14 protein-coding genes are annotated in these 12,709 nt (G+C 47.6%); 12 read left to right on the top strand and 2 right to left on the bottom strand.

Annotated elements, in window-relative coordinates:
* Positions 1 to 11: 11 nt before the first annotated feature.
* Genes napG through napC form a run of 4 tightly spaced genes read left to right on the top strand, consistent with a single transcriptional unit; the run spans position 12 to position 2,776 of the window.
* On the top strand, positions 12 to 764 hold the full coding sequence (gene napG / locus EL341_RS12465; RefSeq protein ID WP_126467883.1) for a ferredoxin-type protein NapG: 753 nt from the start codon (positions 12 to 14) through the stop codon (positions 762 to 764).
* Positions 764 to 1,714 carry a quinol dehydrogenase ferredoxin subunit NapH gene (locus EL341_RS12460; protein WP_074823292.1) on the top strand — a complete coding sequence of 317 codons (951 nt, stop codon included), beginning with the start codon at positions 764 to 766 and terminating at the stop codon, positions 1,712 to 1,714. Before napG ends, EL341_RS12460 begins: the two co-directional genes overlap by 1 nt.
* Positions 1,711 to 2,163, top strand: a complete 453-nt coding sequence (napB, locus tag EL341_RS12455) for a nitrate reductase cytochrome c-type subunit (RefSeq protein ID WP_074823290.1) — start codon at positions 1,711 to 1,713, stop codon at positions 2,161 to 2,163. Before EL341_RS12460 ends, napB begins: the two co-directional genes overlap by 4 nt.
* Positions 2,164 to 2,176: 13 nt before the next feature.
* A complete protein-coding gene (gene napC, locus EL341_RS12450) occupies positions 2,177 to 2,776 on the top strand; it encodes a cytochrome c-type protein NapC (RefSeq protein ID WP_047781627.1) in 600 nt (199 codons plus the stop codon).
* A gap of 191 nt (positions 2,777 to 2,967) precedes the next feature.
* Here napC and EL341_RS12445 read toward each other — a convergent pair whose 3' ends face one another.
* Complete coding sequence (locus EL341_RS12445; protein ID WP_047781626.1) at positions 2,968 to 3,423, bottom strand: YaiI/YqxD family protein; 456 nt, start codon at positions 3,421 to 3,423, stop codon at positions 2,968 to 2,970.
* A gap of 161 nt (positions 3,424 to 3,584) precedes the next feature.
* Between EL341_RS12445 and EL341_RS12440 the strand changes: the two genes are divergently transcribed.
* The 8 genes from EL341_RS12440 to cysM all read left to right on the top strand — a co-directional run bounded on the left by EL341_RS12440 (position 3,585) and on the right by cysM (position 10,643).
* Positions 3,585 to 4,010 (top strand): GNAT family acetyltransferase, encoded by a 426-nt coding sequence (locus EL341_RS12440; protein ID WP_047781625.1) that lies wholly within the window; start codon positions 3,585 to 3,587, stop codon positions 4,008 to 4,010.
* 42 nt (positions 4,011 to 4,052) lie between these two features.
* On the top strand, positions 4,053 to 4,631 hold the full coding sequence (locus tag EL341_RS12435; protein WP_114986916.1) for an RpoE-regulated lipoprotein: 579 nt from the start codon (positions 4,053 to 4,055) through the stop codon (positions 4,629 to 4,631).
* Positions 4,632 to 4,763: 132 nt separating this feature from the next.
* The gene (locus EL341_RS12430) at positions 4,764 to 5,675 is read left to right on the top strand and encodes a Dyp-type peroxidase (RefSeq protein ID WP_074823286.1); all 912 of its coding nucleotides are present in this window, start codon (positions 4,764 to 4,766) and stop codon (positions 5,673 to 5,675) included.
* Positions 5,676 to 5,912: 237 nt separating this feature from the next.
* Positions 5,913 to 6,920: a thiosulfate ABC transporter substrate-binding protein CysP gene (cysP, locus tag EL341_RS12425; RefSeq protein WP_114986914.1), complete on the top strand. Its 1,008-nt coding sequence runs from the start codon at positions 5,913 to 5,915 to the stop codon at positions 6,918 to 6,920.
* Between the two features lie 2 nt (positions 6,921 to 6,922).
* On the top strand, positions 6,923 to 7,756 hold the full coding sequence (cysT, locus tag EL341_RS12420) for a sulfate/thiosulfate ABC transporter permease CysT (protein ID WP_126468273.1): 834 nt from the start codon (positions 6,923 to 6,925) through the stop codon (positions 7,754 to 7,756).
* Entirely contained in the window at positions 7,756 to 8,631 is an 876-nt protein-coding gene (cysW, locus tag EL341_RS12415; protein WP_126467881.1) for a sulfate/thiosulfate ABC transporter permease CysW, read from the top strand. The genes cysT and cysW overlap by 1 nt, the downstream gene beginning before the upstream one ends.
* Positions 8,621 to 9,715 carry a sulfate/thiosulfate ABC transporter ATP-binding protein CysA gene (gene cysA / locus EL341_RS12410; protein ID WP_047781620.1) on the top strand — a complete coding sequence of 365 codons (1,095 nt, stop codon included), beginning with the start codon at positions 8,621 to 8,623 and terminating at the stop codon, positions 9,713 to 9,715. Before cysW ends, cysA begins: the two co-directional genes overlap by 11 nt.
* A 43-nt stretch (positions 9,716 to 9,758) precedes the next feature.
* Complete coding sequence (gene cysM, locus EL341_RS12405) at positions 9,759 to 10,643, top strand: cysteine synthase CysM (RefSeq protein ID WP_126467879.1); 885 nt, start codon at positions 9,759 to 9,761, stop codon at positions 10,641 to 10,643.
* Positions 10,644 to 10,745: 102 nt separating this feature from the next.
* Here the strand turns inward: cysM and EL341_RS12400 are convergent, their stop codons facing one another.
* The gene (locus tag EL341_RS12400) at positions 10,746 to 12,707 is read right to left on the bottom strand and encodes a MacB family efflux pump subunit (RefSeq protein ID WP_047781618.1); all 1,962 of its coding nucleotides are present in this window, start codon (positions 12,705 to 12,707) and stop codon (positions 10,746 to 10,748) included.
* Positions 12,708 to 12,709: the final 2 nt, after the last annotated feature.

The following is a 12,709-nucleotide window of genomic DNA, read 5'->3' as shown; positions in this document are numbered from 1 at the left end:
GGCGTATCACTATGGCTAATCAACGGGATAAAGGCCCCACACGTCGCCGATTTTTACGCGATGTAGCACGTAGCGCAGGCGGCTTAGCTGGCCTGACGCTGCTGCTGGGAATACCACAAAAACAGTCTCAGGCACGAGAGGGCGTGGCTTTGCGTCCTCCTGGTGCACTACCGGAAGAGGCGTTTAACCGCGCCTGTATTCGCTGCGGGCAATGTGTGCAGGACTGTCCTTACGACACGCTGAAGCTGGCTACATTATTGTCGCCGGTTTCGTCGGGTACACCGTATTTTGTGGCGCGTCAGATCCCTTGTGAGATGTGCGAGGATATTCCTTGCGTGAAAGCCTGTCCAAGTGGCGCCCTCGATTCATCTTTAACAGATATTGATCGGTCTCGTATGGGACTGGCGGTACTACTGGATCACGAAAACTGCCTGAACTGGCAGGGATTACGCTGCGATGTTTGCCATCGTGTTTGTCCATTAATCAACAAAGCCATTACGTTGGAACTGCATCGTAATGAGCGTACCGATATGCACGCTAAGTTTTTACCGACGGTGCACAGTGATTACTGTACCGGCTGTGGTAAATGCGAAGAAGCCTGTGTATTGGAGGAAGCGGCGATTAAAGTGCTGCCTCTGTCGTTGGCGTTGGGCAAGCTGGGGCAACACTATCGGTTAGGGTGGGTAGAGAAAGATAAGGCCGGGCATTCGTTAATTCCTGAAGCCTTAACGCTACCAACCCGTAAACCGGATGGGGGGCAGTAATGGCAAATGCACCTAAGCAAGCAGGCTATGAAGCACAGGTGAAGTATGGCTGGTGGTACAGTCATCGCTTTCTGGTTTTACGCCGTATCAGCCAATTACTTATTCTGATGATGTTCCTTACTGGGCCTTTGCTTGGCATGTGGATATTACGCGGTAACTTCAGTGGCAGTATGTTGCTGGACGTTATTCCGTTAAGCGATCCATTAATCGTGCTGCAAAGCTTGGCTGGGGGACACATACCGGAGATTCCGGTTGAGTTAGGATGGGCTGCTTGGTCTGAATGGTATGCCTTGATAGGCGGTGTCATTATCGCACTGTTTTATGCTTTGTTTGCCAGCCGAGTATTTTGTGGTTGGGTCTGCCCATTGAGCTTGGTGACTGACTTTGCCGCTTGGTTACGGCGTAAGTTGGGCATTCGTAACAGCGCGTCCATTCCTGCTTCACTTCGCTACGGAATAATGATTGCTATTATTTTGGGTAGTGCAGTTAGCGGAACGCTACTGTGGGAGTGGGTTAATCCGGTATCGGCATTTGGCCGCGGTTTAATCAGTGGGTTTGGTCATTCGGCGTCTGCCGGGATTATCACCGGTCTGGTGTTTGGTTTTGGTGCCAGCATCTGGCTGATTGTGGCGGTATTCCTGTTTGATCTGCTGGTGGTTGAGCATGGCTGGTGCGGTCACCTGTGTCCGATTGGGGCGCTGTATGGTGCGATTAGCTGTAAAAGCGTGCTGCGAGTGAGCGCTGAAAATCGTCAGGATTGTACCCGCTGTATGGATTGCATCCATGTGTGTCCAGAGCCTCAGATACTTCGTGGTCCACTGTTTGGTAAACAGGAGAGCCCGCTGGTGCTGAGTAAGGAATGTATTTCCTGTGGTCGCTGTATTGATGTCTGTTCTGAGAAAGTATTTCAAATAAAAACACGATTCCATCGTTCGGGAGTAGAGGAATGAAGAGTAACGTCTTGAAAAAGCAGGTTACCTTATGGGCTATGCTAATAGCATTAGTTTCCGGCAGCGTAGCGTTTGCTGCAAATAACGGCGTTGATTTGAGTCAGTCACCGGAAGTGTCCGGCACGCCTGAAGGTTCGGTCATTATGCCTAAAGAGCAATCTCGTATTGCTCTGGATTATGTTAATCAACCGCCGATGATTCCGCATAGCGTAGAAGGCTATCAGGTGACTTCAAAGGTGAATACCTGTCTGAAATGTCACGGGGTACAGAGTTACCGTACGACCGGTGCACCGCGTATTAGCCCAACTCACTTTGTTGATAGTGATGGACACGTAAGCAGTAATGTGGCGCCGCGCCGCTATTTCTGCCAAACCTGTCACGTACCACAGGCTGACGCTGCACCGATTATTGGTAATACGTTTGAACCAGCGCCGGGATACGGTAAGTAATCGGGGGATTACAATGAGTAAAGAGAAAAAACCAGGAGTAATCCGCCGGGTATGGACTTGGTTTCGTACGCCTAGTCGTTTAGCAATTGGTACGTTATTGGTTATGGGCTTTGTTGCTGGCATCGTTTTCTGGGGTGGTTTTAACACCGGTATGGAAGTGATGAACAGCGAGAAATTCTGTATTAGCTGCCATGAGATGCGTGATAACGTCTATCAGGAATATATGGATACGGTGCACTACAGTAACCGTACTGGTGTACGTGCGGTATGTTCTGATTGCCACGTGCCGAAAGAGTTTATTCCTAAGATGGTGCGTAAAATCAAAGCCTCTAAAGAGCTGTATGGTAAAGCGATGGGACTTATCGATACGCCGCAGAAATTTGACGCTCACCGTTTAGCGATGGCGAAAAATGAGTGGTCGCGTATGGAAGCGAATAATTCGCAAGAGTGCCGTAATTGCCACAACTTTGATTATATGGACTTTACCGAGCAGAAAACGGTAGCGACCAAAATGCACAGTATGGCGATTAAAGAAGGAAAAACCTGTATTGATTGTCATAAGGGAATTGCGCATAAGCTGCCTGATATGACAGATATACCGAATGGGTTCTGATGTTGCCGATAAGGTAAATCAGTCATCGGGGATATTCCGGCCGTAAGAGCATAGTGCTGATATTAGGTGTTGTGCTTGGCCGGAAGGGCATCAGTACTCAGCTTCAGCGAGCGTAGCCCGTCTCTCACGACGATTACGTATATTAGCACTTTGTCAGCAATCTGAGCCTGCAATGAATATTGCAGGCTTTTTTATTTGGCTTGTTTCGCGCTAAGCAGCCATTTATCCAGTTCATTAGCAAACTGTTGGCGGTCACGTTGGGTCATGCTGTTTGGGCCGCCGGTTTGTATGCCGCTGGATCGCATGGTATCCATAAAATCGCGCATGGTGAGTCGTTCGCGGATGGTCGCCGGTGAGTAACGCTCTCCGCGAGGGTTAATGGCGTTTCCTCCTTTTTCCAGTACTTCTGCTGCCAGAGGAATGTCGGCAGTGATTACTAGATCGCCGGGCTCGGTACGCTTGACGATTTCGTTGTCCGCCACATCAAAGCCGGAAGGTACCTGCAAGCTGCGAATATAGGGTGATGGTGGCGTTTTGATATATTGGTTGGCGACCAATGTGACGGTAATATGCGTACGCTCAGCCGCCCGGAATAGAACCTCTTTAATCACATTGGGGCAGGCGTCTGCATCGACCCAGATTTGCATGAACAATCCTTAATTTGTATAGCGGAGTAATAAATACGATTTTTAGTGCCAATTCTGTGGGGTAATTTACCCTATCTTGATGGGAATATTTACTTATCTATTGCACTTAACGCTAAACTTACCATAATCGTGGAATATTGCAGGGTTAAACGGTGAATATGATGGAAATCCGTATCTATAAACAAGATGACTTTGAAGATGTTGTAACGTTATGGGAACGTTGTGATTTGCTGCGCCCGTGGAACGATCCTGAAACAGATATTGAACGTAAACAGTATAACAATCCTGAACTGTTTTTAGTTGCCGAGGTCGGAGGAGAGGTAGTTGGTACGATTATGGGCGGATACGATGGTCATCGTGGCTCAGCGTATTACCTCGGTGTACATCCTGATTACCGCGGTAGAGGGATCGCTAACGCCCTTATTAGCCGGTTGGAGAAGAAACTGATTGCTCGTGGCTGCCCGAAATTACAGCTTTTGGTGCGTGATGATAATGAGGCGGTTATCGGTATGTATGAGAAGTTGGGGTATGAAATTCAGGATACGGTTTGCATCGGTAAGCGTCTGATAGAAGATCAGGAATATTAAGTTGCGTAGTCCCGTTGCTCCATTTACCCGATAGGATGATAGATGAATATAAGAGTTGTTTTATTGTTGGCCCCTTTATTACTGAGTGGATGTTCAACGATTAGTAGTTTTTCTTGGTCTAAGCTATCGCCAACCAATTGGTTTGGTAGCAGTCTGGAACTGAGCAATAACGGTTTAAGCGGTATCTCTGCTACGACGCCTCTGGATGAACGTATTTTGAATAAAACCTTGGATGGTGATTATCGTCTGCGTAAAGGGATGTCGATGTCCGGCGGCCAAATGGTTTCATATTATGAAGCGATGGACGGTGATAAAGTCGCGTTAGTTTTTCATGGTAACGCTAATAATCGGGTTAATCGTATTGAGGTTATGGATAAGAGCATCCAAACAAGTACCGGTACCCACGTAGGAACCGAGTTTAGCGATTTATATGAAAAAGCGTTTGGTGTTTGTGAAGTCGGATCTGATGAGAATAGCGGTAAAGTAGTCTGTCGTTCTCGAGAAAGTCGCCTGATTACTTATGTCTTCAGCGGTGAGTGGATGGGACCCGTCACGATCATGCCATCGGATGATAAACTCCAACACTGGACGATTAGCAAAATGATTTGGCAATCGAAATAATCGCTTAAATCTTTAGTCAGATTTGAGTTAACGCATGATAGTACACTCTAATTTGGTTATTATAGTCTCATTATTTCTATTGAAGCGGCTCTGAATATAGAGCCGCTTTTTCACCGATATGAGGACTGAATAATGGCTCAGGCACAGAGTGGAATTCTGCCGGAACACTGTCGTTTTGGCATATTTATCGAAGCAAAAGTTATTGAAGCAAAGGCTGGGCGTGATTTAGAACAGATTCGTAACGGTTGTAAGCAATTCGTTAGCGCGTTAAATGACCTACAACAAAAATTCCCGGAAGCAGCATTAGGCGCGGTGGTTTCATTTGGTTCTGACCTATGGAAAAGCTTGTCTGCTGGTCAGGGTGCTGAAGAGCTAAAACCGTTTAAACCGTTAGGCAATGGCTTGGCACCGGCGACACAGCGCGATATGTTGATCCATATTCTTTCCCAGCGTCACGATATTAACTTTACTCTGGCTCAGGCTGCGTTGAAGGCATTCGGTGATGCCATTAGCGTTGATGAAGAGACTCATGGTTTCCGTTGGACGGAAGAACGCGATCTGAGTGGTTTCGTTGATGGAACAGAAAACCCGACGGGTGATGCTCGCCCTGGCGTGGGAATTATTCCTACTGGTCAAGATGCCGGCGGCAGCTATGTGATGGTTCAGCGCTATGTGCATAATCTTGACGTTTGGAACACTATGCCGGTTAAAGCGCAGGAAAATGCGATGGGCCGCACCAAAGTTGATAATGAGGAGCTACCCTCGGATAAACGCCAACCAACCTCTCACCTTGGTCGAGTAGACCTGAAAGAAGACGGTGCTGGTTTAAAAATTATCCGTCAAAGCCTGCCGTATGGTACCGCAAGCGGCGATCATGGCCTGTTCTTTATCGCTTACTGTGCCCGTTTACACAATATTGAGCAGCAGCTGTTAAGCATGTTTGGTGAAGCCGATGGTAAAACCGACCAACTCTTAAGATTCAGTAAGCCAGTTACCGGCAGCTACTATTTTGCTCCATCGCTGGATAAGCTTCTCTCACTGTAATTTTTCGTTATTCTGGCAGAATATCGAGATGGATATTCTGTCGCTTTATCTTTTGCTGACGGTTACCCCGCTTAATTCTTTCCCCGATCCCGCTTCAATTCAGCATATGCTTTTTAGCTCTAAATCAGTGCTAAACGGTATATGAAAACGTTATATATAACTGAAATCTAACCATACACTATGACTTATCAGAGCGTTGTTTAATCACGCTGTTTCGACGATAAGTGGGAGTGTGAAATGAAAAAGGTATGGCTAAAAGGTTGGGTTCTGGCAACGTTGGTTGCTACGGGTTCGGTTTCTGCCGCAGAACTGTTAAACAGTTCTTATGACATTTCCCGTGAACTGTTTGCTGAAATTAATCCGCTGTTTGTCCAACAGTGGAAGCAGCAAAGCGGTGAGGACTTGACCATCAAGCAGTCTCATGCCGGTTCATCAAAACAGGCTTTAGCTATTTTACAAGGTTTAAAGGCCGATGTGGTTACCTATAATCAGGTGACGGATGTGCAGATCCTGCATGACAAAGGGAATCTGATTCCTGCCGATTGGCAGGCTCGTTTACCAAATAATAGTTCTCCTTACTACTCCACTATGGCTTTTCTGGTGCGTAAAGGTAATCCCAAAAATATTAAAGGCTGGGATGATCTGGTACGTGATGATGTAAAGCTGGTCTTTCCCAATCCTAAAACGTCCGGCAATGGTCGTTATACCTATTTAGCCGCTTGGGGAGCGACCAACCTTGCTGATGGTGGAAATGAGTCTAAAACCCGTGAATGGATGACGCGTTTTCTGAAAAACGTAGCGGTATTCGATGTGGGTGGCCGTGGGGCAACGACATCGTTCGTTGAACGTGGTTTAGGTGATGTGCTGATTAGCTTTGAGTCTGAAGTGAATAATATTCAGAAACAGTACGGCGCAGATAACTACGATGTGGTGGTGCCTGCGGTAGATATTTTGGCGGAATTCCCAGTAGCCTGGGTAGACAAGAACACGCAGCGTAATGGGACTGAAAAGCAGGCTAAAGCCTATCTGAATTTCTTATATAGCCCACAAGCTCAGCAGGTTTTTACTCGTTATAACTATCGGGTTTATGACCAAGCAGCGATGAAGACCGCGAAGAGCCAGTTCCCTGAAGTGAAGCTGTTTAAAATTGAAGACCAATTCGGTAGTTGGGAACAAGTAATGAAAGTTCATTTTAGTACCGACGGTGTTCTGGATCAGTTACTGGCTGTGGGACATAAAAACTAATGTTGCTATCGATACCTGCTAAGCGTGTATTACCCGGATTCTCCCTGAGTTTAGGGAGTAGTCTGTTGTTTACCTGCTTAATTCTTCTGTTGCCCATAAGCGCATTAGTAATGCAGCTTGGAAATATGAGCTGGCAGGAGTACTGGCAGGTAGTGACTCATCCACAGGTTGTGGCCGCTTATAAAGTGACCTTGCTGGCGGCGGCGGTTGCCAGCATTTTCAATGCCCTATTTGGCATGTTAATGGCTTGGATTCTAACTCGTTATCGCTTCCCGGGGCGCACCTTGTTGGATGGGTTGATGGATTTACCTTTTGCATTGCCGACGGCGGTGGCGGGTTTAACGCTGGCCAGTCTGTTTTCTACGACCGGATGGTACGGTACATGGTTAGCGGAATTAGGCATTAAAGTTTCTTTTACTTGGTTAGGCATCGCGTTAGCCATGGCATTTACCAGTATTCCTTTTGTGATTAGAACGGTACAGCCAGTATTGGAAGAACTGGGGCCGGAATATGAAGAGGCGGCTGAAACGTTAGGCGCCAGCCGCTGGCAGAGTTTTCGTCGGGTGGTATTACCTGAAGTGGCACCAGCATTAATGACCGGTACCGTTTTGTCGTTTACTCGCAGTCTGGGTGAGTTTGGCGCAGTGATTTTTATTGCTGGCAACATGGCCTGGAAAACCGAAGTGACTTCACTGATGATTTTTATCCGTTTGCAGGAGTTTAACTATGCGGCGGCCAGCGCGATTGCTTCAGTGATTCTGGCGGCGTCTCTGGTTCTGCTGTTTTTTGCTAACGTATTGCAAAGCCGCTACGGTAAACGTGTTGGAGGCCATTGATGACAGATTTTTCTTATTCTCAAGATTCAGGAATAAGCCAGATCAACTGGGGAAAGTGGGCGCTGATTATCATTGGCGTCACCATTTCCGTACTGCTGTTGGTGATACCGATGATAGCGATTTTTATCACCGCTTTTTCTGCCGGTGTTGCAGCGCTATGGAATAACTTAATCGATCCGGATATGTTGCATGCTTTGTGGTTAACGGTGTTGATCGCGCTGATTACCGTGCCGATTAATCTGGTGTTCGGTACGCTTCTGGCATGGTTGGTGACACGTTTTCAGTTTCGCGGTCGTCAACTGCTATTAACGCTCATTGATATTCCCTTTGCCGTGTCGCCGGTGGTTGCTGGTTTATTGTATCTCCTGTTATACGGTTCTAACGGCGTAGTAGGTGGCTGGCTGGAATCCCATAATATTCAACTGATGTTCTCATGGCAGGGGATGGCGCTGGTGACTATTTTTGTTACCTGTCCATTTGTAGTCCGTGAGCTGGTGCCAGTGATGATGAGTCAAGGCAGTCAGGAGGATGAAGCCGCAGTATTGTTGGGGGCATCCGGTTGGCAGATGTTCTATCGGGTAACGCTACCGAATATTCGTTGGGCGCTGTTGTATGGTGTGGTACTGACTAACGCCCGAGCAATTGGTGAATTTGGGGCGGTATCCGTCGTTTCGGGCTCTGTACGTGGTGAAACTTATACTTTGCCGTTACAGGTTGAGCTGTTGCATCAGGATTATAATACCGCCGCCGCTTTTACCGCCGCGGGACTGTTGACCTTAATGGCGATTGTGACGCTGTTTTTAAAAAGTACGCTTCAGTGGCGTATCGCTCGTCAGAAGAAAAACGATATTGTGGAGATGAATCATGAGCATTGAGATTAAAGGTATTAATAAATACTTTGACCGTACTAAGGTATTGCAGGATATCTCTCTGGATATCAATTCTGGCGAGATGTTGGCGCTATTAGGCCCATCGGGTTCCGGTAAAACGACGTTGCTAAGAATTATTGCCGGGCTGGAGTATCAAAATTCTGGCCAACTGAGCTTTAATGGTAAAGACGTCAGTCGAGTTCACGCTCGCGATCGTCAGGTTGGCTTTGTTTTCCAGCACTACGCTTTATTCCGCCATATGTCGGTGTTTGACAATGTCGCTTTTGGATTGAGCGTATTACCGGGTCATCGACGTCCAACGCCAGCCGCGATTAAGCAGAAAGTCGATAATTTGCTGGAAATGGTGCAGCTTGGACACCTTGGTAATCGTTTTCCGTCTCAGCTATCCGGTGGTCAACGTCAACGGGTCGCCTTAGCCAGAGCGTTAGCGGTCGATCCCCAAATATTATTGCTGGATGAACCCTTCGGGGCGTTGGATGCTCAGGTGCGTAAAGAATTACGTAGTTGGTTACGTCAGTTACATCAGGAACTAAAGTTTACCAGCGTGTTTGTGACTCACGACCAAGAAGAAGCGATGGAAATTGCCGATCGGGTAGTGGTGATGAGTCAGGGACATATTGAACAGGTTGGTACACCGGATGAAGTGATGCGTGAGCCTGAGAGTCGCTTTGTATTGGAGTTTCTGGGTGAGGTCAATCGAATTCAGGGTGAGATTAAAGGCAACCGCTTATTGATTGGTCAGCATCACTGGCCGTTAGAAGTGTCCCCACTTGATCAGGGAGTGGTAGAGCTTTATCTGCGTCCGTGGGAAGTGGAGCTCAGCACTAGTGTGACTCAACATTGCGTATTACCGGTTGTGGTCGCCGATAGCATTCCTAAAGGGCATTATTGGCAACTAACGTTACAACCGGTGGGTTGGCAAGGTGAACCACTTAACGTCACGTTTAGCCATGAGCATGGTATGCCGCCGAAGAAAGGTGAACACTATTTTATCGGTGGTGAGCGTGCTCGTTTGTATGCCGGGGAGCGTTTGCTACAGCAGACTTTTCCTTATGCTAAAAGTGCCTAAGGTACTAAACTGAATAACTATTGGTATTTGTCAGGGAATCATTGTGTCAACTTTAGAAGACTATATCGGTAATACCCCGTTAGTGAAATTACAGCGTTTAACGCAAGGTTTGCAGAGTGACATTTGGGTTAAGCTGGAAGGAAATAATCCGGCGGGTTCGGTAAAAGATCGTGCAGCGCTGGCAATGATTCAAAATGCAGAACTGCGCGGTGAGATTCGCCCCGGAGATAGACTGATAGAGGCAACTAGCGGTAACACCGGCATTGCGTTGGCAATGATTGCTGCGCTAAAGGGGTATGCTTTACGGCTGATTATGCCGGAAAACATGAGTCTTGAACGACAAGCCTCCATGCGCGCCTATGGTGCAGAGTTGGTGCTGGTTAGCCGAGAGCAAGGGATGGAAGGGGCTAGGGATTTGGCTCAGCAAATGGCCGATGCCGGAGAGGGAACGATTCTGGATCAGTTTAATAACAATGATAATCCTTATGCTCATTTCACCACTACGGGGCCGGAAATTTGGCAGCAGACGAGCGGAAAGGTCAGCCACTTTGTTTCCAGCATGGGCACTACCGGGACGATTACCGGCGTTAGTCGCTATCTAAAATCACAAAATGAGCACATTCAGGTTATTGGCTTACAGCCAGCGGAAGGAAGCAGTATTCCAGGTATTCGCCGCTGGTCGCCGGGGTATCTGCCGGGGATTTTTCGCCCCCAGTTAGTTGATCAGGTACTGGATATTACTCAGGCAGAAGCAGAGCAGACCATGAAACAGCTGGCAACCCGTGAAGGTATCTTCTGTGGTGTGAGTTCTGGTGGCGCGGTTGCCGGGGCATTACGTATTGCTGCACAGCATAAAAATGCGTTAATTGTTACGGTGATTTGCGATCGAGGCGATCGCTATTTATCAACCGGCGTTTTTAATGGCTGATGAGATGGTGATTGATTCATTGATTGAAAAACATAATCACCGAGCGCAATCAGGCTGAAATAGTTCCTGGCGCTAACTGGCGTCGGGTCGACCATTCTCGATTTATTCCCGCTCTAACGCATGTATGGGATCCATTTGTGCCGCGCGACGCGCCGGGAAGAAACCAAATATCACACCGATTAAGGTCGAGCAGATAAATGCGGCCACAATCGAGGTGATGGAATAAATCATCGAAAAGCTACTGACCAAACTATCAAAAATAGCGCCAATCCCCAGCGCTAGTCCAACACCCAATGTACCGCCAAGCAGACAGACCAATATAGCTTCGATTAAGAACTGCTGCATGATGTCGCTGGATCGCGCTCCAACCGCCATACGAACGCCAATTTCTCGCGTCCGTTCTGTGACTGATACCAGCATGATATTCATCACGCCGATACCGCCAACAATAAGAGAAATAACCGCAATCATCGAAACGAGTAGAGTCATGGTGGCAGTGGTTTTCTCAATAGTTTGACGGATATTATCGGTATTGAAAATAAAGAAGTCTTGCGTGCCATGGCGCTGGGTTAACAGCTTAGTGACGCCTTGTTCGGCGACATCCATATCAATATTATCTTTAATCCGCACGGTAATACTTCTGAGATAAGATTGTCCTAGCATACGATTCATGACGGTGGTGTAAGGTAGCCAAACGTTCAGGCTTTCGCTGCTACCGAAACCACCTTGCTGCTCTTTGGCTACGCCAATAATTCGCGCCGGAAGGTTACCCAGTAAAATAACCTGACCGAGTGGATTACTGTTTTTGCCAAACAGTTTCTCTCTGGTATTGGCATCAATCACTACATCCTGAGCCAGCGAATCGACACTGCTCTGGTTGAAGGACATACCTAATTCCATTTTATAGCCGCGCACATCGAAAAACTGTTGACCTACACCGTTCACCGTACCGCTAACAGACTGGTTATTAACCCGAAAGATGGTAGAAGTAGATATGCTGGGCGTCACGCTGTGCACATAGCTTTGTTGACTGAGGGCATCGGCATCACTGGCTCTGAGCGTATGAATGCTACCGGCTTTTTGATCGCCAAAATCACTGCCGGGAAATACCTCGAGTGTGCTGGTGCCCATTGAACTGATATCAGCCAGAATTTTCTGCCGTGAACCTTCGCCAAGGGCGACCACCGAAACCACGGAGGCAATACCGATAATAATGCCCAGCATGGTGAGAAACGTGCGTAGGCGCTGGGAAAACATGGCCAATAAGGCCATTTTAAAGGCATCGACAAAACGATCGCGTAGGGCCAGCCAGCCGTTGTTGGTTTTAGTCGAATGGGAGGAAGAATCACGTTTGGCTGTAGTGACATTCTGTTGTTGGTGATTAACGCGGTCAGCAATAATACTGCCATCGCTGATTTCAATAATCCGTTCAGCATGTTCAGCGATTTGCATATCATGGGTAACAATAACCACGGTATGGCCTTGTTGATGCAAGTCTTTGAGGATTTTAAGCACTTCCTGACCGCTGTGCTTATCCAGCGCGCCGGTTGGTTCATCCGCCAAAATAATCTGACCACCGTTCATTAACGCCCGCGCGATACTGACCCGCTGTTGTTGGCCACCGGATAGTTGGCTTGGGCGATAGCTGGTTCTCTCTTCCAACCCAAGTCTGGTGAGTAGGGCAATGGCGCGTTCTTTGCGTTTTTGACGTTCGGTGCCAGCATAGATGGCGGGAACTTCCACATTACCTGCCGCGGTTAAATCACCGAGTAAATGATAGCGCTGAAAGATAAAGCCAAAATGTTCCCGACGTAGTTCGGCGAGATCGTCCGGTGCCAGTTGGTTAGTTGCTCGGCCAGCGATGCGATAGGTTCCGCTACTGGGTTTATCCAGACAGCCAAGAATATTCATTAACGTTGATTTGCCCGAACCGGAGGCGCCAACGATAGCCACCATTTCGCCGGAGTGAATGGTTAGATGAATATCTTTTAAAACGGTAACGGTTTGCTCACCTGCAGGAAACTGTCGGGTGATGTTATCTAGCTGCAGTAATGGTTGAGGCATTA

Source organism: Pragia fontium, assembly GCF_900638655.1.
GTDB lineage: Bacteria > Pseudomonadota > Gammaproteobacteria > Enterobacterales > Enterobacteriaceae > Pragia > Pragia fontium.
This window is presented reverse-complemented; position numbering and strand designations above follow the sequence as displayed.

Bases quoted from the DNA above. Each gene is read 5' to 3' on its own strand.
- napG (WP_126467883.1), top strand. From the start codon at position 12: ATGGCTAATCAACGGGATAAAGGCCCCACACGTCGCCGATTTTTACGC.
- EL341_RS12460 (WP_074823292.1), top strand. From the start codon at position 764: ATGGCAAATGCACCTAAGCAAGCAGGCTATGAAGCACAGGTGAAGTAT.
- napB (WP_074823290.1), top strand. From the start codon at position 1,711: ATGAAGAGTAACGTCTTGAAAAAGCAGGTTACCTTATGGGCTATGCTA.
- napC (WP_047781627.1), top strand. From the start codon at position 2,177: ATGAGTAAAGAGAAAAAACCAGGAGTAATCCGCCGGGTATGGACTTGG.
- EL341_RS12445 (WP_047781626.1), bottom strand. From the start codon at position 3,423: ATGCAAATCTGGGTCGATGCAGACGCCTGCCCCAATGTGATTAAAGAG.
- EL341_RS12440 (WP_047781625.1), top strand. From the start codon at position 3,585: ATGGAAATCCGTATCTATAAACAAGATGACTTTGAAGATGTTGTAACG.
- EL341_RS12435 (WP_114986916.1), top strand. From the start codon at position 4,053: ATGAATATAAGAGTTGTTTTATTGTTGGCCCCTTTATTACTGAGTGGA.
- EL341_RS12430 (WP_074823286.1), top strand. From the start codon at position 4,764: ATGGCTCAGGCACAGAGTGGAATTCTGCCGGAACACTGTCGTTTTGGC.
- cysP (WP_114986914.1), top strand. From the start codon at position 5,913: ATGAAAAAGGTATGGCTAAAAGGTTGGGTTCTGGCAACGTTGGTTGCT.
- cysW (WP_126467881.1), top strand. From the start codon at position 7,756: ATGACAGATTTTTCTTATTCTCAAGATTCAGGAATAAGCCAGATCAAC.
- cysA (WP_047781620.1), top strand. From the start codon at position 8,621: ATGAGCATTGAGATTAAAGGTATTAATAAATACTTTGACCGTACTAAG.
- EL341_RS12400 (WP_047781618.1), bottom strand. From the start codon at position 12,707: ATGCCTCAACCATTACTGCAGCTAGATAACATCACCCGACAGTTTCCT.